General features: G+C 70.4%; 29 protein-coding genes and 3 CRISPR repeat arrays. Of the genes, 10 read left to right on the forward strand and 19 right to left on the reverse strand.

What is annotated here, in order from left to right:
* Positions 1-10: 10 nt before the first annotated feature.
* Both ACW14Y_RS08985 and ACW14Y_RS08990 read right to left on the reverse strand, forming a co-directional pair.
* Positions 11-1,438 carry a condensation domain-containing protein gene (locus ACW14Y_RS08985; protein ID WP_456986452.1) on the reverse strand — a complete coding sequence of 476 codons (1,428 nt, stop codon included), beginning with the start codon at positions 1,436-1,438 and terminating at the stop codon, positions 11-13.
* A gap of 210 nt (positions 1,439-1,648) precedes the next feature.
* Positions 1,649-2,389, reverse strand: coding sequence for an SDR family oxidoreductase (locus tag ACW14Y_RS08990; RefSeq protein WP_456986453.1), 741 nt, complete (start codon positions 2,387-2,389; stop codon positions 1,649-1,651).
* 97 nt (positions 2,390-2,486) lie between these two features.
* On the opposite strand from ACW14Y_RS08990, the gene ACW14Y_RS08995 reads away from it, so the two are divergent.
* Positions 2,487-3,410: an AraC family transcriptional regulator gene (locus ACW14Y_RS08995; protein WP_456986454.1), complete on the forward strand. Its 924-nt coding sequence runs from the start codon at positions 2,487-2,489 to the stop codon at positions 3,408-3,410.
* Between the two features lie 4 nt (positions 3,411-3,414).
* On the opposite strand, the gene ACW14Y_RS09000 is transcribed toward ACW14Y_RS08995, so the two are convergent.
* The 5 genes from ACW14Y_RS09000 to ACW14Y_RS09020 form a co-directional block, all read right to left on the reverse strand.
* Entirely contained in the window at positions 3,415-3,609 is a 195-nt protein-coding gene (locus ACW14Y_RS09000; protein WP_456986455.1) for a DUF397 domain-containing protein, read from the reverse strand.
* A gap of 77 nt (positions 3,610-3,686) precedes the next feature.
* Positions 3,687-3,881, reverse strand: a complete 195-nt coding sequence (locus tag ACW14Y_RS09005) for a DUF397 domain-containing protein (RefSeq protein ID WP_456986456.1) — start codon at positions 3,879-3,881, stop codon at positions 3,687-3,689.
* Positions 3,882-3,957: 76 nt separating this feature from the next.
* Positions 3,958-4,152, reverse strand: coding sequence for a DUF397 domain-containing protein (locus ACW14Y_RS09010; protein ID WP_456986457.1), 195 nt, complete (start codon positions 4,150-4,152; stop codon positions 3,958-3,960).
* Between the two features lie 77 nt (positions 4,153-4,229).
* Entirely contained in the window at positions 4,230-4,436 is a 207-nt protein-coding gene (locus ACW14Y_RS09015; protein ID WP_456986458.1) for a DUF397 domain-containing protein, read from the reverse strand.
* Positions 4,433-5,263 (reverse strand): helix-turn-helix domain-containing protein, encoded by an 831-nt coding sequence (locus ACW14Y_RS09020; protein WP_380299431.1) that lies wholly within the window; start codon positions 5,261-5,263, stop codon positions 4,433-4,435. The genes ACW14Y_RS09015 and ACW14Y_RS09020 overlap by 4 nt, the downstream gene beginning before the upstream one ends.
* Positions 5,264-5,389: 126 nt before the next feature.
* Here ACW14Y_RS09020 and ACW14Y_RS09025 point away from each other — a divergent pair, with 126 nt between their 5' ends.
* From ACW14Y_RS09025 to ACW14Y_RS09045, 5 genes are all read left to right on the forward strand, one after another.
* Positions 5,390-5,644 carry a hypothetical protein gene (locus ACW14Y_RS09025; protein ID WP_456986459.1) on the forward strand — a complete coding sequence of 85 codons (255 nt, stop codon included), beginning with the start codon at positions 5,390-5,392 and terminating at the stop codon, positions 5,642-5,644.
* Entirely contained in the window at positions 5,641-5,850 is a 210-nt protein-coding gene (locus tag ACW14Y_RS09030) for a hypothetical protein (RefSeq protein ID WP_456986460.1), read from the forward strand. The genes ACW14Y_RS09025 and ACW14Y_RS09030 overlap by 4 nt, the downstream gene beginning before the upstream one ends.
* A 19-nt stretch (positions 5,851-5,869) precedes the next feature.
* Positions 5,870-6,358, forward strand: a complete 489-nt coding sequence (locus tag ACW14Y_RS09035) for an NUDIX domain-containing protein (RefSeq protein WP_456986461.1) — start codon at positions 5,870-5,872, stop codon at positions 6,356-6,358.
* 212 nt (positions 6,359-6,570) lie between these two features.
* On the forward strand, positions 6,571-7,329 hold the full coding sequence (locus ACW14Y_RS09040; RefSeq protein WP_456986462.1) for a MerR family transcriptional regulator: 759 nt from the start codon (positions 6,571-6,573) through the stop codon (positions 7,327-7,329).
* Positions 7,330-7,511: 182 nt separating this feature from the next.
* On the forward strand, positions 7,512-8,477 hold the full coding sequence (locus ACW14Y_RS09045) for a phosphotransferase family protein (protein ID WP_456986463.1): 966 nt from the start codon (positions 7,512-7,514) through the stop codon (positions 8,475-8,477).
* A gap of 1,898 nt (positions 8,478-10,375) precedes the next feature.
* Positions 10,376-10,845: a CRISPR direct-repeat array (repeat unit 29 nt; unit sequence CTGCTCCCCGCGCATGCGGGGTTGGTCCC).
* 974 nt (positions 10,846-11,819) lie between these two features.
* On the opposite strand, the gene ACW14Y_RS09050 is transcribed toward ACW14Y_RS09045, so the two are convergent.
* The 5 genes from ACW14Y_RS09050 to ACW14Y_RS09070 form a co-directional block, all read right to left on the reverse strand.
* Positions 11,820-12,011 (reverse strand): ankyrin repeat domain-containing protein, encoded by a 192-nt coding sequence (locus ACW14Y_RS09050; protein WP_456986465.1) that lies wholly within the window; start codon positions 12,009-12,011, stop codon positions 11,820-11,822.
* A 210-nt stretch (positions 12,012-12,221) separates the two neighbouring features.
* Positions 12,222-12,653 (reverse strand): DUF5958 family protein, encoded by a 432-nt coding sequence (locus tag ACW14Y_RS09055; protein ID WP_456986466.1) that lies wholly within the window; start codon positions 12,651-12,653, stop codon positions 12,222-12,224.
* Positions 12,654-12,791: 138 nt separating this feature from the next.
* Positions 12,792-13,175 (reverse strand): Imm32 family immunity protein, encoded by a 384-nt coding sequence (locus tag ACW14Y_RS09060; protein WP_456986467.1) that lies wholly within the window; start codon positions 13,173-13,175, stop codon positions 12,792-12,794.
* A 13-nt stretch (positions 13,176-13,188) separates the two neighbouring features.
* Positions 13,189-13,662: a DUF6191 domain-containing protein gene (locus ACW14Y_RS09065; protein ID WP_456986468.1), complete on the reverse strand. Its 474-nt coding sequence runs from the start codon at positions 13,660-13,662 to the stop codon at positions 13,189-13,191.
* A 335-nt stretch (positions 13,663-13,997) separates the two neighbouring features.
* Positions 13,998-14,575: a CRISPR direct-repeat array (repeat unit 29 nt; unit sequence CTGCTCCCCGCGCATGCGGGGTTGGTCCC).
* A 154-nt stretch (positions 14,576-14,729) separates the two neighbouring features.
* The gene (locus tag ACW14Y_RS09070; RefSeq protein ID WP_456986469.1) at positions 14,730-15,773 is read right to left on the reverse strand and encodes a saccharopine dehydrogenase family protein; all 1,044 of its coding nucleotides are present in this window, start codon (positions 15,771-15,773) and stop codon (positions 14,730-14,732) included.
* Positions 15,774-15,902: 129 nt separating this feature from the next.
* On the opposite strand from ACW14Y_RS09070, the gene ACW14Y_RS09075 reads away from it, so the two are divergent.
* Positions 15,903-16,838 (forward strand): helix-turn-helix domain-containing protein, encoded by a 936-nt coding sequence (locus ACW14Y_RS09075; RefSeq protein ID WP_456986470.1) that lies wholly within the window; start codon positions 15,903-15,905, stop codon positions 16,836-16,838.
* Between the two features lie 384 nt (positions 16,839-17,222).
* Positions 17,223-17,678: a CRISPR direct-repeat array (repeat unit 29 nt; unit sequence CTGCTCCCCGCGCATGCGGGGTTGGTCCC).
* Between the two features lie 203 nt (positions 17,679-17,881).
* On the opposite strand, the gene ACW14Y_RS09080 is transcribed toward ACW14Y_RS09075, so the two are convergent.
* The 4 genes from ACW14Y_RS09080 to ACW14Y_RS09095 form a co-directional block, all read right to left on the reverse strand.
* Entirely contained in the window at positions 17,882-18,769 is an 888-nt protein-coding gene (locus ACW14Y_RS09080) for a hypothetical protein (protein WP_456986471.1), read from the reverse strand.
* Between the two features lie 197 nt (positions 18,770-18,966).
* Positions 18,967-19,332: a peptidoglycan-binding domain-containing protein gene (locus ACW14Y_RS09085; RefSeq protein WP_456986472.1), complete on the reverse strand. Its 366-nt coding sequence runs from the start codon at positions 19,330-19,332 to the stop codon at positions 18,967-18,969.
* Positions 19,333-19,654: 322 nt separating this feature from the next.
* Positions 19,655-20,287, reverse strand: a complete 633-nt coding sequence (locus tag ACW14Y_RS09090) for a class I SAM-dependent methyltransferase (protein WP_456986473.1) — start codon at positions 20,285-20,287, stop codon at positions 19,655-19,657.
* Positions 20,288-20,834: 547 nt separating this feature from the next.
* Entirely contained in the window at positions 20,835-22,166 is a 1,332-nt protein-coding gene (locus tag ACW14Y_RS09095; RefSeq protein ID WP_456986474.1) for a hypothetical protein, read from the reverse strand.
* Between the two features lie 255 nt (positions 22,167-22,421).
* Here ACW14Y_RS09095 and ACW14Y_RS09100 point away from each other — a divergent pair, with 255 nt between their 5' ends.
* Entirely contained in the window at positions 22,422-23,102 is a 681-nt protein-coding gene (locus ACW14Y_RS09100; RefSeq protein WP_456986475.1) for an SMI1/KNR4 family protein, read from the forward strand.
* Between the two features lie 55 nt (positions 23,103-23,157).
* On the opposite strand, the gene ACW14Y_RS09105 is transcribed toward ACW14Y_RS09100, so the two are convergent.
* Positions 23,158-23,775, reverse strand: a complete 618-nt coding sequence (locus tag ACW14Y_RS09105; RefSeq protein ID WP_456986476.1) for a TetR/AcrR family transcriptional regulator — start codon at positions 23,773-23,775, stop codon at positions 23,158-23,160.
* Positions 23,776-23,812: 37 nt separating this feature from the next.
* Here ACW14Y_RS09105 and ACW14Y_RS09110 point away from each other — a divergent pair, with 37 nt between their 5' ends.
* Positions 23,813-24,175: a rhodanese-like domain-containing protein gene (locus ACW14Y_RS09110; RefSeq protein WP_456986477.1), complete on the forward strand. Its 363-nt coding sequence runs from the start codon at positions 23,813-23,815 to the stop codon at positions 24,173-24,175.
* A 258-nt stretch (positions 24,176-24,433) separates the two neighbouring features.
* A complete protein-coding gene (locus ACW14Y_RS09115; protein ID WP_266275668.1) occupies positions 24,434-24,586 on the forward strand; it encodes a hypothetical protein in 153 nt (50 codons plus the stop codon).
* 226 nt (positions 24,587-24,812) lie between these two features.
* On the opposite strand, the gene ACW14Y_RS09120 is transcribed toward ACW14Y_RS09115, so the two are convergent.
* Both ACW14Y_RS09120 and ACW14Y_RS09125 read right to left on the reverse strand, forming a co-directional pair.
* The gene (locus tag ACW14Y_RS09120; protein ID WP_456986478.1) at positions 24,813-25,385 is read right to left on the reverse strand and encodes a DinB family protein; all 573 of its coding nucleotides are present in this window, start codon (positions 25,383-25,385) and stop codon (positions 24,813-24,815) included.
* 70 nt (positions 25,386-25,455) lie between these two features.
* Positions 25,456-26,373, reverse strand: coding sequence for a quinone oxidoreductase family protein (locus ACW14Y_RS09125; RefSeq protein WP_456986479.1), 918 nt, complete (start codon positions 26,371-26,373; stop codon positions 25,456-25,458).

A 26,373-nucleotide genomic window follows, 5' to 3' on the forward strand; every position in this document is an offset into this window, starting at 1 on the left:
CCTTCGGTCGCTACGTCGGGAGCGCCTCGGTCAGCACACCGGCGATCCCGTCCAGCAGCGCCCGGTTGACGTCCCGGGCCTGCGGGGTGTCGGCGTGGATGGTGTTGACGAACAGGCCCTCGTCGGTGCGGTGCAGCCAGTGCAGGATCCCGTTGCAGCCGGACACCCATACGTGCATCCGGGCCTGCTGGGCGAGGTGGCGGTCCGCGCCGGGCAGCCTGCGGCAGTCGATGTAGGAGAAGAAGTTCACCGCGTAGGGCCAGTAGCGCAGCGTCGCGTACTCGGCCGGGGCGAGCAGCTTCCACGCCTTGACGAAGTGCACCTCGGCATGGGCCTGCACCTCGGCGTAGGCGTCCTGGGCGTCGGCGAGCACGTCGCCGAGGCCGGCCTCCGGCCCGACGGGGAACTCGATCGGCAGGGTGTTGATGAACCACCCCATCGACTCCGCGTAGTCACCCCGGCCGCGTTCGTTGAACGGCATCAGTCCTCGGTACACCGGCGGCCCGCCCAACCCCCGGAGGGCGATGGCGACGCTCGCCAGCAGCCCCATCGACAGCCGTCCGCCCAGCGCCCGGCAGACGGCGCCGAACTCCTCGATCCGATCGGCGTCCAGCAGTCGTTCGGTACCGGCCACCGGCGCGTACAGCTCCCCGGGCCGGACGCCGAGGTCGAGCGGGAAGCGCGGGAAGAGACCGCCGTTGCGGTCGCGGAAGCCCCGCCAGTGGTCCAGCCGGGGATCGTCGGCTCGCATCGCCCGATTGGCGCGGCGCTGGGTGCGGCTGAACTCCAGGTAGCTCCCCGCACCCGGGGCGGTGGCGGGGGCGGTCGGCGGCGCGGCTTCGGCTTCGGCTTCGGCTTCGGCTTCGGCTTCGGAGGTCAGACTCCGGTAGGCCGTCGCGATGTCGTTGATGGCGATCGCGCTGGAGAGCCCGTCGGTGACCAGGTGGTCGCAGGAGAACCAGACGGTGGTGGACCTGGGCCGCACCACCGCGCCCATCGTGATCAGCGGCCAGGAGAGGGTGTCCACCTCCTGGAACGCCTCCTGGAGGTGCCGGGTGACCTGCCCGGTGGTCTCCAACGGGCCGCCGTAGACGTGCTTGAGGGCCACCTCGTCCGGGGTGAGGACCTCGCAGCCGAGGTCCCCCGCCAGCAGCTGGTAGATCGCCCGCAGCACCTCGTGCCGCTGCACCAGGTGGAGCATCGCGGCCGCCAGAGCGTCCAGGTCCACCTGGCCGGTGAGTTCGAAGCTCGCCGCGACGTACGACCGGATCGGGTCGTCGACGCTCTGCGCGTACTGGGCAACGGTGAAATGTTTCGCCTGGTTGTAGCCGGTCATCCGACGCGGGGCGGGCCCGTCGTCACCGGTCAGGGGGACAAGGTGCCACCGGTGGGCCTCACCCGGGCCGATCTCGGAGTGCTCGACTGAGATCTGGAGCATGCCGCCCTCTTTTGCTGCTGTCGTGATCAGGTGCCGTCGGGAGCGGTTGAGCACCGCCCTGCCACTCGGTGCCATACCAACGCGGCTTCCCGGCCATCGGATACGCGCAGCGGCCGTTCGGGTGACAGGACCCCGGGTGGTGGCGCGCCGGCGGCCGCACGCCGGGCCGTGGCTGTCGGACCTGGCCTACCGGTCCGACAGCCACGAACGTCAGGACAGGGCCGCTCCCCCGTCGAGGGTGAGCACGGTGCCCGTCGCGTAACCGTTGTCGAGGAGGTAGAGGTAGGCCGCCGCGGCCTCCTCGGCGGTGCCGACCCGCTGCACGGGAAGGCCGCTGCCCTGCGCCTGGAGGAAGGCGTCCGGATCCGGCACGGTGCTGTCCCAGAGCTCGGTGCGGATAGCGCCCAGGCGGACGGCGTTCACCCTCAGCGGGGCGAGTTCCAGGGCCAGGGCCCGCGTCACGCCCTCGACGGCCGCGGTGATGCTCGCGCCGAGCAGGGCGCCGGGGACGGGCCGGGTGGCGAAGGCGCCGGAGGTGAGGGTGATCGAACCGCCGGAACGGAGCTTCGGCGTCGCGTACTTCGCGGCGAGCAGGGCACCCCAGAAGCGGCGCTCGAAGAACGCCCGCGACTCCTCGGCGCCGAGGTCGGCGAGCGGCTTCAGCAGCAGGGGCTCGCCCGCCGTGTAGACGAGGTGGTCGAACTCGCCGACCCGGTCGAAGAAGGCGACGATCGCGGCCTCGTCGGCGACGTCCAGCACGATGCCCTCGGCCCGGTCACCGATCTTCTTCACCGCCAGGTCGACCCGGTCCTGATTGCTGGAGGCGACGACCACGTCCGAGCCCCGGGCCGCCGCTGCCTGCGCGACGGCGAATCCGACGCCGGAGGTGCCGCCGATGACGACGACGCGCTGGGTGTCCGCTGTGTTGTCCGTGCTGTTCATGTTGTTCATGCCGAGGACGCTACGGCTCGCGCCTAGAGACAGTGAATGACGTGAAGTCTCGATTCTCTGTCCGATCGTCTCGGTAATGGCGCGCTAGGGTGGGCGAATGGACATCCTCAGCGACACACTCGCCGCTCTGCGCACCGGGCGTCCGTCCGTCGTCCGCACCGAGGCTCGGGCGCCGTGGGGTGTGCGCTTCCAGCCCATCGCGGGAGCCGGGTTCCACGTCGTGGTCGAAGGGCGCTGTTTTCTGCTCCCGGTCGGCGGCGATCCGATCGAACTGGGCCCCGGTGACGTGGTGTTCCTGCGGCGCGGCACCGATCACGCCATCTGCGACGCGGTCGCGAGCGAGCCGGTGTCCTTCGAACCGGACCGCGTCGACACCTCCTCGCCGATCGGGTCCTTCGGTGTCGGGGGCGACGGCACTCGCAGCGTCCTGGTGTGCGGGGCCTACCACCTCGACATCGACCGGCCGCATCCGCTGCTCGGCGACCTCCCGGAGGTCATCCACCTCCCGGCCGGCCCAGGTCGCCATCCGGCGCTGCGCTCGGCGGTCGACCAGCTCTGCTCCGAGATCCACCGGCCGCAACCGGGTTCGGACTCGGTGGTCACGGCGCTCGTCGATCTGCTGCTGCTCTACATTCTGCGGTCCTGGTACGCGGAGTTGCCGAGGGAGCGGACGCAGGGGTGGGCGTCGGCGCTGAACGATCCGCTGATCGCGCCCGCGTTGAAGGCGATCCACGACGACCCCGCGCATCCGTGGACGGTGGAGCTGCTGGGAAACCGGGCCGGGCTGTCGCGGGCGGCGTTCGCCCGGCGGTTCACCGCGGTGGTCGGCGAGCCGCCGTTGAGCTATCTGACGACGTGGCGGATGGCGATCGCGGCGCGGATGCTGCGCGAGACGGGCGATTCGTTGGGTGCCGTGGCCGAGAAGGCCGGCTACACCTCGGAGTTCGCGTTCGCGAGGGCGTTCAAGCGACACTTCGGCGCCCCGCCGGGGGCGTATCGGCGGGCGGTGTCGGCCCTGTGACGCGTCAGACGGTGCCGAACTCGCCCGCTTGAACGGCGGCGACGAACGACCGCCAGGCATCGGAGGGGAAGGCCAGGGCCGGGCCGGAGGGGTCCTTGGAATCACGGACCGGGACGAGGCCGGGGACCTCGGGTGCGACCTCGACGCATTCGCCGCCGTTGGTGCTGTAGGAACTCTTGCGCCAGCTCACAGGGTTCATGCCATCGACGGTAGCGCGGCCACCTCGGCTCCCGTGCCCCGAAGGGGAATCTTTCCGAGGTCCACGGGCCGTTCAGGTCAGACGGATCCGAACTCCCCCGCCTGCACACCGGCCACGAACGCGCTCCAGGCATCGGAGGGGAAGACGAGGACAGAACCGGAGGGGTCCTTGGAGTCACGGACAGGAACGAGGCCGGGGACGTCGGGTGCAACCTCGACGCACTGGCCACCGTTGTTGCTGTAGGAACTCTTGCGCCAGCTCACAGGAGTCATGGCACCGACGGTAGCGCCACTCCCCAACACATGGGACTCAACCGGAAATCCGGCCGACGGCCACGGCGGGATCCAGTCAGACCGCGCCGAACTCGCCTGCCTGAATGGCGGCGACGAACGCGCTCCAGGCGTCGGAGGGGAAGGCGAGGGCCGGGCCCTCGGGGTCCTTGGAGTCACGGACGGGGACGAGACCGGGGACGGCGGGCGCGACTTCGACGCAGTTGCCACCGTTTTGGCTGTAGGAACTCTTGCGCCAGCTCACAGGGTTCATATCACCGACGGTAGCGCGGGCGCCTCAACACATCGGCCCCGACCGGGAATCCGGTCGGGGCCGATGGTGAGTTCAGGTCAGACGGTGCCGAACTCGCCCGCCTGCACACCGGCGACGAAGGAACGCCAAGCGTCGGCCGGGAAGACGAGGGCCGGGCCCTCGGGGTCCTTGGAGTCACGGACGGGGACAGCGCCGGGGAAGCTCGCGGAAACCTCCACGCACTCGCCGCCGTTGTTGGAGTACGACGACTTGAACCAGGACGCATCAGACGTGTTCGGGTTCATGGAGTGAGCTCCCTTCGAGCCTTGTGGACCAGTGCCAGGGATGCCGCCTTGGGCAGGGCTTCCACCACCAGCTGATCGTACTCCCTCTCCCACACCGAGACGATTTCACGCCTTCGTTCAAGGTGGCCGCGAGCATGCGATTCGGCGTAGCCGACGACCGCCCCGTCCTGGAGGTCCAGCAGGGTCACCGGCATCGTGAACGGCAGATTCTCCCCCAAGGAGAACGGCGCCACCTGGATGGTGACGTTGGAGCGAGCTGCCAACTCCACGATTCGGTCGAGCTGCTTGAGCATGACAGCCCGCCCGCCGACCGTACGCACGAGACAGTCCTCATCGAGCACGACATGGATCAGCGGTGGCTTCTTCCGGTCGAGCACACGCTGCCGGGCCAGCACGAACTCGACTCGCTGCTCGGCCTCCGACTGGGAGATTGCTCCACGCAGGACCGCTGCGTAGGCCAAGGCCTCGGCATACTCCTGGACCTGAAAGAGGCCATTCACGATGGTCAGCGCAAATCCACGCACACGCCGACACTTCGTCTCCTCGTCGGCGAACTCCTCGAAGCCCTCCAACAGACCCTCTTTCGCATGCCTGCACCAGAGTTCGTAGAACGTACCTCCAGTCTCGAACACCATGTCGGCTTTAACAGCGAAGTTTTTTGTTGGAGGACGCTTCGCTCGTTCGATGTACGAGATCAGGGTGTTGGAGTACCCCATGCGCTTCCCCAGTCCGACCTGCGACCAGCCCCGCGCCTCCCGCAGCCTGGCAAGTTCCTGGCCGAAGCGCACAGCCGGGGATGACATCTCGTCAATTACGGGCTCATCCATGAACGTCGGCACCTTTCACACGCCCGATTGGTCAACGTTCAGACCCTGGCCATCGTAAGCACAGGGGGGGCACGATGGCTACACCCCGTGAGAGATCCGGGACCCTGCGCAACCAATGGAGCCAACATGCCCTCGCAGCCCCGCATTCCCGTGTACAAGCCCGCCGTCGGGGAGGTCGTCCGCGACCTCGCGCGCCTCGACACCTCCGGCAAGCCCCTCGAAGCCGTCTACATGGACACCCTCGCCGGGCTCGTCTACCTGCGCCACGAGGCCGGCGGCTGCGAGTGGACCACCAAGCCCAACCGCATCCAGGCCCTGCCCACCCCCCGCTTCCTCACCGTCCAGCACCCCAGCCGGCCCCGCATCTCCGACGTGGCGTGAACCGCTCCCTCCGGCTCGTCGTCGCCGCCCTCGTCGTCCCCACCCTCAGCGCCCTCGCCGCAGCCCTCGTCTGCTGGCCCATCCACGACGGACCCCTCGGACCCCAACTCCTCATCTTCGGCCTGATCCTCGCCACCGGCATCAGCGCCGGACTCCCCGCCTGCCTCACCTGGCTCACCCCCAAGAACCCCGACTCCGAGAACTGACCACCCCAGGAGCCCCACCGTGCTGCACCACCTCCCGACCCTCCTCACCACCCCGCCCCGCCGACGCCACCACCACCACGCCCTGATCCTCAACCGCGACGGCGCCCTCCTCGTCATCGGCACCACCCACCAGTCCGGCCTCGTCCTGCCCGGCGGACCCGCCGAGGCCAACGAACTGCCCCACCACGCCGCCCGCCGCCACACCGACACCCAGACCGGCCTCGTCCTGCCTCTGCGCAAGATCCTCGCCACCGACCACACCCCCACCCGACTCCTCCCCGAAGCCCTCCACCTCGTCCACTGGGGCGGACGCCTCAGCCCCGCCCAGGAATCCACCGTCGCCCGCCACCGACCCCCGCACACCGTCACGGCCGTCCACTGGCTCCACCGCGCCCAACTCGCCGACACCATGCACCCCGACCACCACCACCGCACCACCCACGCCCTCGACGCCCTCACCCGCGGCGCCCACCTCCCCCTCCTCCTCCACGGCACCCCCGCCGAATAACCCCGAGCTCTCGGCCGGCAGCGGATCACCCCGATCCGCTGCCGACCACCCCGTTCGACCTTGCGCTGCCTCCACCGGACTCGGGATGCAGACCGCGCCTGTTCGATTGCCGGGGATGTGGACCCCGGGGTTGAAGTTGCCGCTGCGGCAGCTCCTACGGTCATAGCCAGGGCCGGAGAGACCGGCCCGGCGACACACGTGCAGGAGTCGTGATGGACTGGCCGATCTCAGAGGTGGCCCGGATGTCGGGCGTCACCGCGCGGACGCTGCGTCACTACGACGAGACCGGGCTCCTGCCTCCGGCCCGGTTCGGCGCCAACGGCCACCGCTACTACGAGGAGCGCCAGCTTCTTCGGCTGCAGCAGATCCTCGTACTGCGGGCGTTGGGCGTCGGCCTGCCCGAGATCGACCGGATCCTCGCGGCGCGGGTCGACGAGGTGGATGCCCTCCGCAGCCACCACCAGCGGCTGCTCGCCGAACGGGACCGCCTCGATGCCCTCGCCGACACCGTCTCCCGCACGATCGCCGAACTGGAGCAGTCCAGGAAGGACGGCAATCCCATGACCATCAACCGCCCGGAGAACCTCTTCGAGGGCATCCAGCCCACCCAGTACGAGGACAGCCTGCGCGACTTCCCGGAGTTCGCCGAAGCGGCCAACCAGCGGGCCGCCACGATGGACCCGACCGAGGTCGAGGCCGGACAGCGCGAGCGCACCGCACAGATGATCCGGCTCGCCGAGCTCATGACCGCCGGCCTTCCGGCCGACGCCGAACCCGTTCAGGCCGAGATCGACGCCCAGTACCGGGCCCTGGTGGAACTGCACACCGTGTCCGCCGAGGAGTTCCGCGCCATCGGCCGCTCCTGCGTGGACAACGACTCCTGGCGCACCGCCTACGAGGCGATCACCCCGGGCCTGGCCGCGTACCAGCGCGACGCCATCGAGGCATACGCCACCACCCGGCTGACCTGAACCCTGGCCTGAACGCTGGCCTGAACACGGCGCAACCGCCATCTCGCGACCGGCCCGTGATGGCGGGTGCGCCGCGCCGACTTGCTCCTGGTCAATCGTGGCGACGAGGCTCGTGCCGGAATCTCCACCCACTCGCCGGCAATTCGATTGCCGCGCGACGCGTCGGTCCCTAGGGTCGACGCATGCCGCAGCCGGATCAGTCGCCGCCAGGGACCGCGTGGGCCGAACCGCTCTTGCGGGAGGTGTTCCCCGAAGCCGAGGTGGTCGACGTACTGCCGCGCACGGGCGGCCAGTTGAGCACGGTGTACGAGCTCCGCTGCACCGATCCCGCTCACCACGCGATCCTCAAGGTGTACGCACCGGAGTGGGCGTGGAAGCAGGCCAAGGAGGTCCACGTCTACCGGATCCTCGCCGGCCTCGGCTCCCTGCCGGTACCGCGAGTGCTCCACCACACGCCGACCGGAGCACCCGGCGGCCGGGCCGTGACCATCCTGAGCCTGCTGGACGGACGCCCCTTGTCGGAGGCGTCGAACGATCTCGATGCGGCACAAATCCCGTCGTTCTACCGGCAGATGGGCGCCACCCTCGCCACGATCCACCGGGTCGGCCAGGAAGCCTACGGATACCTGACCGACCGCATCCTCGACCCTCGCCCGGACAACGGCAGTTACATGCGGCACCAGTTCGCCAAGAAGCTCGCGGAGTTCAAGACCCTCGGCGGCGACGACCGACTCCACGACGCGGTCGCACGGCGCATCGAGCGCGACGGCGCCCTGTTCGACAACTGCCGGTCCGCCGTCCTCTGCCACAACGACCTCCACGAGGGCAACGTCCTCGTCGCCCCCGGGGCCGCGGCCCGCGTGACCGGCATCATCGACGTCGAGAACGCGATCGCCGCAGACCCCCTGATCGACCTCGCCAAGACCGACTACTACTCCCTCGGCCGCGGCGCACCCGAACGCGCCGCCCTGTTCGAGGGTTACGGACCCCTCCCTGGCGATGCTGCGGAACGTCTGGACCTCTACCGGCTCTACCATGCCCTTGAGTTGTGGGACTGGTTCCGCTCGATCGGCACCGTGGACCCACTGGCCAGCATCGCCGACGACATCGCCCGCCTGGCGAACCGGCGCTCCGACGCGCTTTCCTGACCCCGTCCGGGTAGGGGCGCGGGACACCCACCCGCGCCCACCGGACGGAGACCAGATCAGTTCAGATCGATCCACGAACTCGGATTGCCCGGGTTGGATAGGGTGGCCCAGAAGCGCAGCCCACCTGCAAGGGCGACCGAAATGCCCGAATCTCTGGAGGTTGGAAAACTCCGCCCTACAGCCAGATAAACCCGCAGCCCACCGACTCTGCTCCCCGCGCATGCGGGGTTGGTCCCCAGCAGTTCAACGTCCCGGCGAACTTCATCGGCTGCTCCCCGCGCATGCGGGGTTGGTCCCCAGCAGTTCAACGTCCCGGCGAACTTCATCGGCTGCTCCCCGCGCATGCGGGGTTGGTCCCGCCTGGGTCGGTGGTTTCTACTACCAGCTCACCTGCTCCTCGCGCCTGCGGGGTTGGCCCCTCGACGTCGAGGGTGGCGCCCTCGGTCTCCAGCTGCTCCCCGCGCATGCGGGGTTGATCCCATGCGGATGCGGAACTCCACTCGTTGACTCCCCTGCTCGCCGCGCAGGCGGGGTTTAGTCCCGAGTCGCTGGGCGGCGAGGCCAGCCGTCGTGCCTGCTCCCCGCGCGTGCGGGGTTGGTTCCAAGGCCGAGGATCTGCTCAAAAGCATGCGGCGACTCGGCTTCCGACCCAGTGTCGGCCACATGCTCGGGCCGGCGGTCGTCATCGCCCCGGACCGTGGCAACGGCAGTGGCACGTACCGGTGCAGCGCACCCTGGAGTGCGAGGGAGCCGGCGACCTGATCGCCGAGGTCGGGGTCGGCTGCCGAGGCGGAAGCCTCGCCGAGGCCCCGTCCCGGCCAACCTCGGGCCCGACGAACTGTGAGTGGCGGGGCCGTGGATGGAGAGGACTGGTCCAACCGCTTCCGGCGCGGGGAACGCAGACGGGGTCCGGCGCCTGTGTGGCGCCGGACCCCGTCCGACAGTGGAGCGCCAGGCCCGGGTTGCACGGACTCTTCCTACTGAAAGTAGGACGTGCTCTGGTAGCACCGCTGACGCCTGGCGAGGAATCAACTCCCTCGCGACATGCGAAAGATTACCAGCTCAACGCCCATGTTCCGAATCGCGGCCGCGTCGGGGCGGGGCCGGGACGAGGCACAGGGCTGCCCCCGGGGCGCGGGCGGCTCCGGCATCTGGGAGAGCCCGGTCGCCTCGCTTCGCCGCCGTTCCCGCTCGACGAGCAACGCGCCTGCGCGGTCGTCCACGCCGGCCTGAGGGTGGTGGCCTCGGTCGCCGCTCTCACCGCCCTTCTCGGCTGCCCCAGATCCGGGGCAGCCGAGGCTTCCTCCGACGCTCACGACTCGCTCGCGCCCCATGCGGCGAAGCTCAAGGCCGAAGACCGATCGGCCACCGCGGACCGACCTCGCAGCCGACAACGGTGGACGAACCTTGGCTCACTGGGCGCATGTGAGAGACCTGGACCGAATCCCTTCGGTTATCAGCAGCTCGGACGGATCCACCAGTTGGACGGGGAGGAACGAGCCAATCGAGGTCGTCGAAGTTCCCACTCCGCGCTACGTGCCGTACGGGTTCCTATCCGCACGCTCCTCGCGGCGGCGGTGCTGGCCCTGTTCGCCGTACTCACGCAGCCGACGTTCGCGAGTCTTCCGGCTGACAGCAACAGCGGTGGAGTGGGAAGTCGGACTCTCCGACTTCCCACTCCACCCGGCTCCCGCGACGGCCCGAGCACGCAACAAGGCCGTGCTGGCAACACTGCGGCACATGCGCGAGCACGTGGATCGGCCTACGGTCTCGCACTGCTCGGGTTGGATAGGGTTGGCCGGGTGCGCAGCCTGCCTGCAAGGATGACCGAAATGCCCGAATCTCTGGAAGTTGCAAAATCCCGCCCCCGCGCCGGATAGAACCGCAGTTCAGCGACTCTGCTCCCCGCGCATGCGGGGTTGGTCCCGAGTTCCGGGCGGAACTGTTCCGGCCGGGCCTGCTGCTCCCCGCGCATGCGGGGTTGGTCCCATCTACGAGTATCCCCGCCGTGTCACTGACGCCTGCTCCCCGCGCATGCGGGGTTGGTCCCTGGCAGCCGAGGTGGACCAGTGCCATGCCGACCTACTCCCCGCGCATGCGGGGTTGGTCCCCGGCCCCGGGAGTCCCGGGGGTGCAGGGCGGGCTGCTCCCCGCGCATGCGGGGTTGGTCCCCGAGCGCACCGCGCAGGGGCGCCAGGTGCTCCCTGCTCCCCGCGCATCTGGGGTTGGTCCCGGCTGGTCAACGAGGGCAAGGGCACCCAGGCCCTGCTCCCCGCGCATGCGGGGTTGGTCCCGGCGCCACGCTGTGGAGCGGCAGGCCGCCGGCGTCCGGGTGCTCGCTGCTCCCCGCGCATGCGGGGTTGGTCCCTTGCGGTCCTGGTCGACTTGGAAGTCCATGGCCCTGCTCCCGCGCATGCGGGGCTGATCCCCGAGAGCGCTGCTCCTGTGCATCCGGTTTGATCCCCTCAGCAATGGAGCGGTGCGCCTAAACACCACCGGTCCCCACGGATGCTGTCGGCAACGGGCCGAACCGGTTCCTGACTTCGCAGCCCTTCGGGAGACGACTCAGCAGAGCGCCGTCCACGTGGAGACGAGCGACTTGCACACAGCCGACGACGAGTCCGGCACCATCGCGGACTTCAAGCGCACCGAGCAGGTCGACACGTTGTCCAACCCGCTCAGGCGGTTCGGACGAGGTTGTGCAGCTGGGTGATGGCAGTCGCGGAGGATCTTGCGTCGCAATCACCACGTTCCTACGCCGACGGGATCGTTACCACCCCCGTTCCCGCGCCAGGCCCTCCAATTGCCGCACCCCCAGCCCAGTGAACGCCTCCTCCCAAAGCGGCTCGGCTCTTGGACCTTCCTTTCCGGGGTGGGGAACGCGAACGGGGTCCGGCCCCTGTGTAGCGCCGGACCCCGTGCGACTGTGGAGCGCCAGGCCCGGGTTGCACGGACCCTTCCTAGCGGTCGACAACGGTGGGCGGACCTTGGCCCACCGGACGCACGCGAGAAACCTCGGCCAGAGCCCGTCGGTCACCGGCGGTTCGAACGGATATACCGGTTGGACGGGGAGGAACGAGCCGATCGAGGCCATCGAAGTGCCCCACTCCGCACTACGTGCCGTCCGGGTTCCTGTTCACACTCCTCGCGGCGGCGGCTCCGGCCCCGCTCGCCGCACTCGTGCGGCCGGCGTTCGCGAAGCCTTCCGGCTGACAGCAACGGCGGTGGAGTGGGAAGTCGGGCTCTCCGACTTCCCACTCCACCGGGCTCCCGCGACGAACTCCGAAGGTCTCAGCCGTCAGCTCGCAGCCGACCTGCTGACCCCGAGCGCGGAAGAGGCCCTCACACGGCCGCATCGGCGCCACCCGACACCAGGTAGTCGGCGACCGAGGAGTCGAACGCGGCAACGGCCAGGCAGAGCGCGGGCACGTCCTGCTCATCGACGGCGTTGGGATCCGCCCCGTCCTCCAGCAGCATTCTGACCGCGTTGTGGTCCCCGCTCCGCACCGCCGCGATGAGTGGATCCTCTCCCATGCCCCGCACCCTCCTGTCGCGCCTTCCTCTCGCACTTCCTGTTGCACCCGATCACCGGCCCGTCCAGCGGCCGCAGGCAGGGAGGCGCGTCGTCGGCCAAGTCCATCACGCCGTTCCGAGCCCGACCGGCTCGGGCTGACACTCCGGGTGCCCGGTCCACTGCCGGCCTGCTCCCCCGGACGCCGTCGGTGAGGTCGACTTCGGATCTCGTTATGGCCGCCGGCCCGGGGTAGGCAGGTTGTGCCACGAGTGTCCGCAACCGCCCTGGCAACTTGTCTGTCTGCGCCGGGTGTCGGCGACGGCAAAGACCGAGACCAGGACACGGAACGCCTTGACGTGTTCCTCGGCAGGGAGAGCTGCGAACCCGTAGCGAGGAGGATCCATACAGATCATCACGGAGGCGTTCGCGGTGGGCTTCACACCGGACCGAGCCACTCCCGCACTCCCGTCCGCGGCCGTGATGTGCGCCTGCATCGCGTAGCCGGCGACCTCCCGCAGGACAGCCCTCCGCTCCTCCTGGGAGAGGAGTGAGAACCAGGCAGTCCCGCTCTCCAGCGTGCGGAGCCCCTGGGCGACTTCGTTGACGACCCGCTCTGTGGCGCTCCTTGTGCCGCGCCAGTCCTCACTACTGTCCCCCGACATCTCCTGCTCCTCTCACGCTGTCCCGATCGGTTCGGCCTCGCCGCCCAGGCTGCGAACAGCCGAGCAAGTCGCAACAAGGTCGGTGCACCGGCCACCCGGTCGCTGGTCGCCTGCGATCACTGATCGCAGCGGCCCCACTCACCGGGACGGCATGCCTCCGTGCGGACTGTTGACCACCAACGGCACAGACCCTTCAGCAAGGTAGAAGTGCCCGGGGTGGTAGTCGATGTGGAGATGGCCTCCGTCCTCGGCGGAGGCCATGCCGCGCAAATTGTCCGCAAGCACCGCCCTCCCCGCGACATCACCGCTGATCACAAGGATCTGCCGCTCGGAGTCAAGATGGATGAGGACTCCGGGGCCGGGCGTCCTCTTGACCTCGACCCCCGTCAGGGTGTCGCTGTTCGACGCCGTGGAGCTGAGCAGCCCCTCGCCCTCGGCCACTGCATCCGCCAGACGATTCAGCTCTTCTGCCGACGCCGTGAGATCCACTTCGTCGCACACGGGGTCACGGTCGAGTATCACCGGCAGCACTCCCTCAAGGTTGGACTCCCAATGATGCCTCCCAGCTGGCAGACGCCATCGGGCATTTCGGATCCACTCGTCCAGCGCGACCGCTCGCCGGTCCTGGCGGCGTGGTTCGGCTACTTCCTGCGGATCGGCACGCTGGGGCCGCCGGTCGGGAACCGATGGATGGTCGCGGTGCCGGCATCGAGGTCGATCCCGGCTTGCGAGGCGCGCCGTCGTTCTCGTCGTCGCGGAGGACCAGTTCGATCCGGCGCTGCTCCAGTTGGACTCTCTTGCCGGGATAGAGGAGCGCGTGAAGCTCCTCGGTCGCGGTGGCCCCGACCCCGCGTTCGCCCAGGTCGTCGCGCTGCTGCAGACGCTGAAGCACCCATGCGGGCCGCTGGACTCGCAGCACGAACTGTCGCGCGGCGGCCAGGACGAAGAACGCCGCGACCAGGGCAGCGGGAAACAGCAGGCTTCCCGTGAGGCTCACCGTGCTCAGCATGTCCGGGTAACGTCCGGTCCGCCAGCGGCAGTTCCGTTGAAGTCGGCTGCGCGCTCCCGCGTACACCGCTGCGGGATGTGGCGGCGCTATGCGACCACGGCTTCCCCTTGCCCGCCGCACTGCGGTCTAGGCAACCGCCTCCATCGGACCCGCCGTCGAAGTTGCGGGACGCGGCACGTGCGGGGGCAAGGGGATCGGCCGGAGGTCTCGGACTGCTCGGGTTGGATAGGGTTGGCCGGATGCGCAGCCTGCCTGCAAGGGTGACCGAAATGCCCGAACCTCGGGAAGTTGCAGAATCCCGCCCCCGCGCGGGGTAGAACCGCAGTTCAGCGACTCTGCTCCCCGCGCATGCGGGGTTGGTCCCCGCGACCAGCAGGCCGCCGAGTTCGGCAGCGACTGCTCCCCGCGCATGCGGGGTTGGTCCCGCAGCGGGCCGGTGGGACACCCCGAGGGGTGACTGCTCCCCGCGCATGCGGGGTTGGTCCCCGCCTTGACGTCGTCGTGCTTGTGGTTCTCCACTGCTCCCCGCGCATGCGGGGTTGGTCCCCGAGGTTGGAAAGCCCTTCGGGCTGGCCGGTTCTGCTCCCCGCGCATGCGGGGTTGGTCCCGGGATCGCGATCATCTACGCCGACCCCAAGGGCTGCTCCCCGCGCATGCGGGGTTGGTCCCAACACCGTGAACAAGTGGGCGGCGGGGATCAGCTGCTCCCCGCGCATGCGGGGTTGGTCCCTGCCGCCGTGTATTCCACGGCGCCGACCAATCCTGCTCCCCGCGCATGCGGGGTTGGTCCCGTCATTACCAGCATGGTCAGCGCGATCGGCAGTTGCTCCCCGCACGTGCGGGGTTGGTCCCGGCGTGATGCGTGGACAGGGCGGGTGCGGAACCTGCTCCCCGCGCATGCGGGGTTGATCTCCTACCCGGCCTGCCCGGCGCCGCACTCCAGGACCTGGCTCGGTTCGCGCCTATGGGCAACGATGGTCCAGCAGGGAATCGAACCTTGAACGAGGGCTACCTGTGTCGCCGTGGCTCGCTGAGGGCACGCCCCTCAGCCGACCGGGCGGCTGAGATCAGGCCGTCAGCTTCTCCGGATGCAGGTCGAGCGCGATGTGCGGGCCCAACGCGCGCAGGAAGTCCGGGGCGTCGAACATCTCGCCGGCGGAGGCGACGCCGATGGTCCTGGTGGCGCCGGTCAGCACCCGTTCGAGGGCCTCGACGGCAAGGGGCGCGGTGACGGCGTAGATGTCCTGGCCGCCGGCCGTGATCCGGGCTTCGGCGTTGCCCGAGCGAACGACGACGTCGACCAGGAAGGTCTGGTCCGAGCGCCCGCTCGCGTCGGCGGCGGTCGGGGCGGGCGTGTGGGGAGCGGCGACGTCCCGGACCGCCTCGGTGTTCATGTAGGTGGTCACGTCCGGGATGGACAGGTGCTGCGGGACAGTGACGACGTCCGCCATCGTGAACTCCCCGATCACCGGCCGCGGGCCCATCGGCTCCGGGAAGGCCCACTCCAGGGTGGGCGCGGCATCGGTGCGGTGCTCCCACTGTCCGCCGCTGTAGCGCAGGCGGCGATCGCCGCGCCGCTCGCGGGAGACGGCGCCCGAGAGCCGGGTGCCGGCGGTCGGGTGCCAACTGCTGAGCGCGTAGGCGATGTGCGCCTCGTCGGCCTCGGTCCAGTCGCCCATCGCGGCGGTGACGAGCAGATCGCCGAGACCGCCGAAGAAGGCCATGGCCGGGACGATCACCGCTCCCGCTTCCCGGGCCCGCTCGCGGTAGTTCGCGAAGGTGTCGAGGTTGGCCTCCAGTTCGGCGGCCACGTCCAGGTACGGGATCCCCGCGCGCAGCGCGGCCTCGATCACGGGACCGGTGGTCGAGGCGAAGGGCCCGGCGCAGTTGATGACCGCCACCGTTCCCGCCAGGGCCCGGTCCAGCGAGGCGAGGTCATCGACCGACGCCACCCGGGCCTCCAACCCGCGCTCGTCGGCCAGTTCCTCCAGAGCCCGCGCGTTGCGCCCCGACAGCACCGGAACGAACCCGCGCGCGGTCAGCTCCGCGACCACGAACCGCCCGGTGCGACCATACGCGCCGAACACCGCCACCAGCTGACCTGACCCCATGAGACTGCTCCCCGTCCGCTCGAACACCTGCTGCGATGCCGGTCCGCTGCGGCCCGACACCCACATCCTGTCCTTGTGGCGGCACCCCGGACGAGCGTCGGAAACGACACGCTGCGTACAGTTTCGGACATGCCCGCTGTCGCGCTGGCCGTCACCGACGGCATGCTCCACTACGAACTGTCCGTGGCCGTCGAGGTCTTCGGGTCCGACCTGACCCACCTCGTGGACCCCTGGTACGACTTCTCCCTGTGCGGGAACGCGCCGGTGAGCGTCGGCCGCTTCCGCCTGGAACCCGACCACGGACTCGACCACCTCGCGCACGCGGACACAGTGATCGTCCCCGGCTGGGCCGACACGGACCGCGAACCGCCCGCCGAACTGGTCGAGGCGGTACGCGCCGCCCACGCGGCCGGCGCCCGCGTGGCCTCACTGTGCACGGGCGCCTTCGTCCTGGGCGCGGCCGGACTGCTCGACGGCAGGCGCGCCACCACCCACTGGGCCCACACAACGGAGTTGGCGCGGCGCCACCCGGCAGCCGCCGTCGATCCGGACGTCCTCTACGTAGACAACGGCGACGTCCTCACCTCCGCGGGCAAGGCCGCCGCCATGGACCTGTGCCTGCACCTGGTCCGACTCGACCACGGTTCGGCCGTCGCCAACAGGATCGCCCGACGCCTGGTCGTCCCGCCGCACCGCGACGGCGGCCAGGCCCAGTTCATCGCCACCCCCGTTCCCGCCCCAGGCAACCACCCCCTGGACGAGCTCTTCCCCTGGGCGCTGGAGCGACTGGACCAGCCGCTCACCGTGGAGGACTTGGCCCGCCAGGCCCGCATGAGCTCACGCCACCTCGGCCGCCACTTCAAGCACCTCACCGGCACCACGCCGCTGCAGTGGCTCCACACCCAGCGCATCCGCCACGCCCAGGAACTGTTGGAGACGACCGACGCCACCGTCGACACCATCGCCGCGACGACAGGAATGGGCACCGCCACCACCCTGCGGCGCCACTTCCACCGCAGCGTCGGTGTGCCGCCTGACGCCTACCGGCGTACGTTCCGGTCCTGAGGGGCGGTTCGGGGCGGCGCCGGCCGGTCGAACTGTACTGTGACGCGGCGCTGTTCGAGGTGTTGAACGAACCGTCGCGACAAAGCCGAAGGAGATGCCCTCGCCGAGGACTACGAACCGCTCCCTGTCGAAATCGCCCATCTGACGGGCCGATACTCCGGCACGCCTTCGTGACCCTGGCCCTGTCAGAACGCGGGGCAGCCCACCCCGTGCACGCCGGGCGCAGGGCCGATCTGTCCAGGTCGGCCGGAGTTACTCGCACTACTCGGGTTGGATATGGTGGGCCGGCTGCATAGTCCGCCAGCAAGGGTGACCGAATTGCCCGAATCTCTGGAAGTTGCAAAACTCCGCCCTGTCGCCGGATAAACCCGCAGCTCACCGACTCTGCTCCCCGCGCATGCGGGGTTGGTCCCGCCGACACCGTCGACCTCATCGACGCCAACCTCTGCTCCCCGCGCATGCGGGGTTGGTCCCAGGTCGGCCACCGGGCCGAGGAGATCGGCGATCTGCTCCCCGCGCATGCGGGGTTGGTCCCACCGCGGTGGGCGGCGACCTGGTGGTCGGCGGCTGCTCCCCGCGCATGCGGGGTTGGTCCCTGGTGGCCACCAAAGCCTGAATGCCCGACGGGCTGCTCCCCGCGCATGCGGGGTTGATCCCGGGCTGCCCTGGTCGTTGGCGTAGGCCTCACGCTGCTCCCCGCGCATGCGGGGTTGGTCCCCGTCCGCGCCCACCTCGTGAACAGGTGAAACGCTGCTCCCCGCGCATGCGGGGCTGGTCCCATCCCCATCGGGCTGCTCGACTTCGGCGACGGCTGCTCCCCGCACATGCGAGGTTGCTCCCCGTCGACGACTTCGCGGTGCACTCCGCCGGTGAACACGGCCCACCTCCACAGGCCGCCGCCGACCGGCACACCGTCAACAGCGGTCAGTCACTAAGGACGCGGACTCCTTCAACACCTCAGCAAGTCGCGCCGGTCGCACTTGCGCACACCACCCTTCCCCTGCCGGGCGGAGCCACCGGCCGGCACGCCGTCCTCACGATGCCTACCCGGCTTGTTCGGCGGGGGTGAACCAATGGGAATCGAAGTGCCGGGCGAGGGAGTACGGATGCTGCGGGTCAGTCAGCATCCGGTGGACGAACTCCGCCGACGAGCAGCCAAAGCGCGTCCAAGGCGCCCAACTGTCACTGCGGGCAAAGACCGGCCACTCGTCCGGGTCCGGGTCCTCCACCATCCAGCAGAACGAGTGCTCGGCCGAGGTCGTGGCCCACTGGAGGAGCCTGATCGCAGGCCTGTTGGAAGGGGCGGGACCAACGAACTCGGTGGGGTCGGCAGTGATCAGTTCGAGGTCCAAGTACTTCGAGCCCGGCGCGCAGAGTTCGAGGTTGTCGTCGAAAATGCCCGCGCCGAAGGTCTCGGCCAGCAGCTTGTAGTCCCGGGGTAGGCGAAGGCCCAACTTCCGTTCCACGGACTCCCAGTCGACCGGCCGCCTGGGCCCTTGCCAACCGGTGAGTAGCGCCAGTTCCTCGGCCCACGACAGCACAGTGGCTCCCGTCCGGCCTGCGGGGGTTGGAGCCACCACAGCGGCCAGACGCGGGGCGGCACCACCGACGCCCTTGAACAGGCCGACGCTGAGCCACCTCTGTCCCACACTCCACCCGTACATTTCGATGGCCCGGTCCGCGAGGACATCGGCCAGCGGGGGACCCGGCAGACGGCGGAGCGACGGATCCATGAACCCGTCCAGGGCCACGGTTCTGGACGGCCCGAACCGCGACCTCAGCGCGGCCATCACATCGTTCAGCTCGCCAGTTGCGAGATCGACCAGGTGGTAGCCCTGGACTCCTGGTCCACCCTCCGGGCCGGGCACGTCGCCCGGCACCGGCCGGGCCAAGAGGTCTTCGATCACGTCGAGATGAGCGGTGCTGTCCACGGCAAGGAGTAAACCCGATGGCGCGGACACTGCTCGCGGAGGCGCTCTGATCGTCCTGCCGGAGGTCGCGCTTCCCGGCGGCTCGGCGGTGAGCACGCCGGGTCCGGGGCGCCGGGTGGTGCCGTTGCGTCACATGTGTCAGCGAGCCGTTCCGGAGCCGTGGGAACAACTGGTCGGCGTGGTCCGGAAGTCGCTCGCTAGCCCGGGTAGGGGTTGTAGCAGTCGGGGACGGGGTTGTAGAGGGCGTCCCAGGTGGCCGGGCCGACGATGCCGTCCCGGGAGAGGCCGTGACAGCCCTGGATCCACCTGATCTTGGTGCGGGTCGAGGGGCCGAAGATGCCGTCCACGGTGAGTTTGGGGACGCCGCCCCAGACGTTGGTCAGGCACTGGGCCTGCTTGACGGCGGCGCCGGTCGAACCCTGGCTGAGCACCGGGCGGTAGCTCGACGAGGCGTAGGAGCAGCCGCCGGGAACGGCGGCGGTGGCCTGGGGTGCGATCAGGCCGGCCGTGCCGAGGGCGAGCGCGGCGGTGAGGGCGGCGGCGACGATTCGGCGGCGTTGCACAGGCGGTTCCCTTTCGTCGGCACTGGCCATGACGGAGCGTCATGGCGTGACGTTCACAGGCTAGGAGCCGTGCTTCCGGGGTGGGCAGGGCGCGACAGGACGCGCACGGAGCATTCCTCCGGCGTGGGGTGGCACGCTAGAAACGGCTGGGCCCCGGCCGGCATCGCCGACGACGGACCGGCACTCGGACTGCCCGGATTGGATTGGGTGGGTCGGATGCGCGGCCACCTGAAAGGGTGACCGACTCTGCTCCCCGCAGCCGCTCGTTGCAGCCGGGCTGCTGAGGCAGGTACGGGAAGACGTGGTGAAGGTGGGCGTCGGCTCATGACTTGTTCGCCCCGCCGACCGGCTTGTTCCAGACGAGCGAATACCGCCACAGCAGATGGCGGCGGAAATGGTGCCCGGGCAGCAGTCGTCTCGCCTCCCTGCGAACCTCGCCCCAGGCCATGGTCGGCATCTGGACGGGCATGCCGTCCGGGTCGGTCTTGCCCCCGTGACGGCGGGCGTTGAACCGGGCGACCGGGACTCCCGCACCGCTGATGATCCAGTCCTGCGGCGTCCGATTGCGGGCCAAGCCGATGATCACCAGGCGTCCACCAGGCGCAAGCAGGTGCACCATGGCCTCGACCGCCTGTGCGAAGTCGACATGATGAACTACCGCTACCGCACTGACGAAGTCATATGCACCTGCGGCAAGCGGACCACTCGAAGCGCTGTCGAGGAAGTCCGCCTCCAGGAAAGTCACTCCGGCCAGACCCGCGCTGCGTTCGCGAGCCAGACGGATCATCTCGCCGGAGCTGTCCACACCGGTCACCGACCGGGCTTGCCGGGCCAGCTTGCGCACCAGCAATCCCTCGCCACATCCCACGTCCAATGCCGCACGGCAACCGGACGGCACGGCGTCGAGCACGAACCGGTGGTAGTGAACGTTGTGGTTCCAGTAGCCCGAGGTCATCGCTCCACCGTATGTCGCACAGCGTCCGCGCCGGCCGGCCACGACCACTGGCCCTTTGGAATCTCACATCCAGGAGCCGTACGGCCGGGGCGGACAGGCCTTCCTGACCTCGGTCGGATCGCGACACGGGACGACCCTCCCGTGCCCACGAGCGAACGGCAGGTCCGTCCAGGTCAGCCGAGGACTCGGCGCGCTCAACCGGATAGGGTGAGTCGGATGCTTAGCCCTCCTGCAAGGGTGACCGAAATGCCCGAATCTCTGAAAGTTGCAAAACTCCGCCCTGTCGCCAGATAGACCCGCAGCTCACCTACCCTGCTCCCCGCGCATGCGGGGTTGGTCCCAGCTCTGCCAGCGCCACCAGGGAGGCCCGGGGCTGCTCCCCGCGCATGCGGGGTTGGTCCCGTGACGGACGCTCAGATCATGGCCTACCTCGCCTGCTCCCCGCACCCGCAGGGTTGTCCCGGTACCGAGAACGCCCGCCGCTGCACCCAGCTGAGCCGGAAGTCTCCTTTCCACGAAGAAGGTTGCCCACCGACGCCAAACCGGCCTACCCGAGCGCGTGCACGACCCCGCCCAGCAGGTGCTGGAGAGCCGCACGCAGGGGCAGGACGAACGGCCCCGCGGCCACGGCGACGGCCAGGGCGAGGGGCAGCCGAGGAGTCTGCCGCCGGTGCGGGAGGACGCCGAGCAGCAACACCAACGAGGCGATCACCAACGGCGGACCCAGTGCCACCACCCAGGCCGGCAGTGGGCCGAGGGTCACCGGGGAGCTCCAGGCGCCGGACAGGCCCAGCCAGCCGACCGAGAGCAGCAGGCTGAGGTCGATCAGCCGGGGGACGGCCGGGGAGACCCGGATCCGGCCGTCGAGGTTGCGGCGGAACGAGAACACCATCATCAGCACCATCACGGACAGCACGGCCAGTTCGACGCGCAGGACGCCCGGGAGGTCGGGCGGGGGGAAGTGTCCGGTGCTGAAGATCCAGGTGACGGCGGCGGCGGGCACGCCGAGCAGCGCGGCCCAGAGCAGGCAGAGCCGCAGCACCAGGGCCGGGGCGGGCAGCCAGATGCTGCCCGTCGGCGGCACGGGCCGGTCCTGTCCCCGGGCGAGCAGGGCGGCGATGAGGGCCTCCTCGGGCCGGTTCGGCGCGGTGTGCCCGGGCACGTCGCCGGGCCTGCGGAAGCTGTGTTCCAGGATCTCGCGGCGTCGGCGCAGGATGTCCGGCCGTTGCTCGTGGCCGCGGCTGACGGCGCTGAGGTAGCCGAACAGGAGGAGGACGGCGCCGACCGCGACCACCGCGGGCAGCCGACCGGCGGGGCCCGGGCCGCTGGGCGGTGTCATCCAGGCGGCGGTGAACGCCACGACGAAGACGGCGATCAGGGCCATGCCGCGGACGGCGTCGAACGGGGCGGTCAGGTCCGAGCGGCGGACTCCGGCGGACGCGCCGACCACCAGCCAGAGCACGGAGAGCAGCAGCCACTGGGTCGCGACGGCCATCGGCAGCAGGTCCGGCAACTGCCCGGAGAGGATGTCCCCGACGGCGGCGCCGAACGAGCGGGACTGCCCTCCCGCCCCGAACGCGTAGGCGAGCACGAGCAGCAGCAGCTGCGCCACGCCGAGCAGGCGGCCGGTGTCGTCCCAGAAGTCGCGCGAGGTGACGGCGCGCGCGATGGACCCGGCCTGGACGCCCAGGAGGACGAGTGCCAGCAGGACCGGCATGGCGATCACGCCGAAGGCGGTGTCCGGGTCCATGGTGGTCAGATGGGCGGGGATGCCGAGCGCGTCCGCGACGTGCTGTCCGCCGCGGATCACCGCCCCCATCCACGCGGGTCGGGATTCGTTCTGCGCCGCGGCGGCGCCGATGACCGTGACCGCTCCCACCTGTCCCCCTGTACTCGCACCTGGACGCTCCCCGCCGCACGCTGCGGGGACGGCGTTCCGCCTTCGCCCGGACGGGTCGTGGCGTCCGGGCGACAGCCCAAGGATGGTGTGGTGAAGGGGAGTTGGGAACGGCGATCGGGTTCCGTTCACCGAGCGGGGACCGTCCTGTGACAGTGCGGCGGCACCGGGGGCGCGCCCGGTGCCACCGGTGCGGGTGGTGCACCGGATGTCGGAACCGGCTCGTACCCTGCGGGCATGAGTATTGGATCTTGGGCGGGCGTCCGCGAGCAGATACAGGAACTGGCGAAGGCGCCGGGAGCCACCGCCGTCTTCGGTTCCAGGGGACACGGGTTCGCGCTGGAGGACCCGCTCGACGAAGGTGAGGTCGACCAACTGGAAACACAGCTGGGCATCCGGCTCCCCGAGGACTACCGGGCCTTCCTGATCGAGGTCGGCGCCGGTGGCGCGGGACCGGGGTACGGCTTGTTCCCGGTTCGCCGCGCGGGCGACCGCTGGAGCTGGGAAGGGGACGGGGCGGACCTCTTGGACCCGGGTCGCCTGTCCGAGGCTTTCCCCGTCCAGGGCCCCGATCCCGCCCTGCTCGACGCTCTCCAGGAGGAGTGCCCCCGGAGGGAGGACTTCGACGAGGCGGAAGGCTTCGGCCTGGCGCTGGGCGCGTGGGAGAGGAGGTGGGAGGCACTGCTGTGGAGCCCCGAGCGAACCGTGGGCGCCGTCGTCCTGTCCCACTTGGGCTGCGCCTATCGCCAGTGGCTCGTGGTCAGCGGGCCCGAGCGCGGTCGCATCTGGTCCGACGACCGGGCGGACGACCGGGATCTTGAGCCGCTCCTCGGGGCTGGGCAGGAGCCGATGACCTTCACGCTCTGGTACCGGAAGTGGCTGGCGGACGCCGTCCGCACGGTGGAGGGCGCCCGCTGACGGTCCGGCCGGGAGAGCCGTCCCGGCCCGGCAGCGGAGCCACCGGGCCGGGACGTCACATCGCGCGCTCCGCGAGGCGGAGGACGGCGGCCCGGATGCGCTGTTCGCCGAGTTCGGACAGGAGGGCCGCGACGTGGTCGGCGGCCAGGGCGGCGAGCAGGGCGTGGGCCGTGGGGTCGGGGTCGGGGGTGGTGGGGGCGAGCAGGATCGCGACGTGGCGGTGCCAGAAGCGGTAGGCGCCGATGCGGTAGCGGGCACCGGGGGTGGCGGTCTCGGACATCCGGACCAGGGCCAGGTGTTCCAGCAGGTAGTCGAGGTAGGCGCTGAGGAACGCGGCCAGGCGCTGGTCGGCCGGCGCGCCGGGGCCGAGTGGGGGCGGGCCGTGCAGGACGGCCTCCTGGAGGACGCGTTCGCGGGTGTCCAGCAGCGCGGCGGCCAGACCCGACTTGTCGCCGAACCGGCGGAACAGCGTGCCCTTGCCGACGCCCGCGGCGGCGGCGACCTGGTCCATGGAGACCGCTTCGACGCCGTGTTCGGCGAACAGCCTGGCGGCCGCGTCCAGCACCGCGATCCGGTTGCGGGCCGCGTCGGCGCGCTCCTTGGGGGGCGGTGTGCGCAGCAGTTCCAGGGGCGTTGCATAAGCGGACTGCGGTCCGGTACTGTCGTGGGCCATAACAGGACTGTAGTCCGATTCTCTTGGAGGTGGCGGCATGACCGCACTCATCACCCGCGACGAACTGGCAGCCGCGATCGAGGCCGGCGCCGTGACGGTCGTCGACACGCTCGGCGGCGACTACTACGCCCAGCAGCACCTTCCCGGCGCCGTGGCGCTGATCGCGGCCGAGCTCGACAGCCGGGCGTCCACCGTGCTCCCCGACCGTGACGCCGCGATCGTCACCTACTGCTCCAACCCGGCCTGCCCGAACAGCGGCCAGGTGGCCGACCGGCTCACCGCGCTCGGCTACACCGACGTCCGCAAGTACCGCGAGGGCATCCAGGACTGGGTGGAGGCCGGCCTGCCCACCGAGACCGACCTGCCCGCCGGGACCGGGCTGCCGACCGAGGCCGTCTGACCTGGGACGCAGCAATGAACGGGCGGGGGCTTCGCGCGGAGCCCCCGCCCGTTCACCGCCGGACGGCGGGCGGACATATCCGGCACACCCAATGCTCACCAACCAACAGACCTTCAAACACCAGGACAACAGCCCGACTCGGCTGCGAAATGGAGAGCAGGTCTCGAAAATTGGTGTAGAATCAGAGGTGCAAGGGGGGCCTTGGGGCCGATGCCTAAGCCATCGGCGGGCCACCCACCGGCAGGGGGAACAACTGTCATGACCTACCACCTCGAAACCGCGCGCGCGATCATCAACGAGCGGATGCGCGAGGCCGAGCAGCACCGCCTCGCCCACGCGATGAACCTCAAGAACCGCGCCGAGACCAAGACCCGGCGGGCACGCCTGCTCCTCGCCCGCCTCGGCGGGTGAGCACCACCGCGGCCTGTCGCCGCACCCAGCGAACCGGCCGGACAATCGATCGTCCGGCCGGTCGCTGACCCGGGGCCGCCACGTCGGAAGCGCGACAGCGCGCCGCCCGACCGTCCCCACCCCGTACCGCACCACCCCACCTCCGGGCGTCGACCCAGTCCGCCCGGGAGGTCCCCGTCCGGCCGACGGCCGCCGCCAGGTACGGCCCGCGCCCGCGCCGGAGCGACTACTGCCCGACCCGCCCGTCCACGCACTCGCGCAGGAGATCGGCGTGGCCGCAGTGGCGGGCGTACTCGTCGACGATGTGCAGCATGACCTCGCGGACCGCCAGCCCCTCCCGGCCCACGCGCGCACCGAGGTCCGCGTAGTGGACGGCCAACGCCGCGTCCAGGGAATCCTGTTCGCGCTCCAGGTCGGCGAACGCGGCGTCCACCACGGCCTGTTCGGCCACGGCTCCGTCGAAGTCCGCGTCCCGTGCGCCGTAGAGCTTGGGCAGCCGCTCGCCGTCGGTGATCCAGTTGTGCCAGTCCCGCTCCACCTCGGCGAGGTGGCGGACCAGGCCGAGCAGCGACATCGTCGACGGCGGCACCGAACGGCGGGCGAGCTGCTCGGCGTCCAGGCCGTCGCACTTGAGGCGCAGGGTGAGCCGGTAGTTGGTGATCGCCTCCCGCAGGGTCGGCAACTCCCCGTCCGGGCCCGGACCTTCGTTGTCACGGGGGTCGTCGTCGGGGTTCAGCCACATGTCGGGATAGACGGTCGCCTGGGTCCATCGCTCGGGTTGATCGTTCATGCGGGCCATGCTCGCCCGCGAACGACCCTTCCGCCACCGCATTTTCCCCGACGAGCGCGATCGACCGGAGAGGCTGCGGCTACGGGACCAGGACGACCTTGCCGAGGTTGCGGCGCCGCTCGATGAGGGCGTGCGCCCGGGCGGCGTCGCGGAGCGGGATCTCCTCGTGCACGGCGGGGCGCAGGGTGCCCGCGTCGCGCAGTTGCCAGAGTTCGCGCAGCCAGCGGCGGTACAGCTCGGGCCTGGCCAGGGCGACGGCCCGCATCTGGAAGCCGATCAACGAGGCGCCGCGGAGCAGCAGTTCGTACGCCTCCACCGTGCCGCCGCCGGAGCTGAAGGCCACCAGTCGGCCGCCCGTCGCCAGGGCCCGGACGGCGGGGCCGAGCAGGTTGCCGCCGACGCCGTCGAGAATCACGTCGTACGGGCCGCCCAAGTCGCCGTAGTGCACGACCTCGTCGGCGCCCAGTCCGCGGACGAAGTCGGCCTTGTCGGCACTGCTGACGGCGGCGACGACGCGGGCCGCCCCGCCGGCCCTGGCGTACTGGAGGGCGAGCGTGCCGACGGCGCTGGCAGCCGCTGTGACCAGGACCGATTCGCCGGGCTCCGGGCGCGCGGCCTCGTAGGCGCCGCGCGCGACCAGCCCGCTGCGGACCAGCGCGACCGCCTCCACGGAGGTCGCGCCGTCCGGGATGCGGGACGCCATGGCGCCACCCAGGACCGCGAACTCGGCGTAGGCGTCGGCGAAGCACAGCCCGGTGACGCGGTCCCCGACGCCGAGGTCGGTGACTCCCGCCCCCAGTGCGACGACCTCCCCCGCGACCTCGCCGCCGAGCGGGACCGGCTCGCCGCTCCCCCGCAGCTTGCGCACGGTGGGCAGGGTCACCCCGACCGCCTCGACCCGGACCAGGACCTCCCCGGCCCCCGGCTCGGGCCGGTCGACCTCCTCGGCGAGCAGCACCTCGGGTCCACCGTCGACCTCATGGCGAATGCGCAGCAC

It is taken from the genome of Kitasatospora sp. cg17-2 (genome assembly GCF_054031055.1).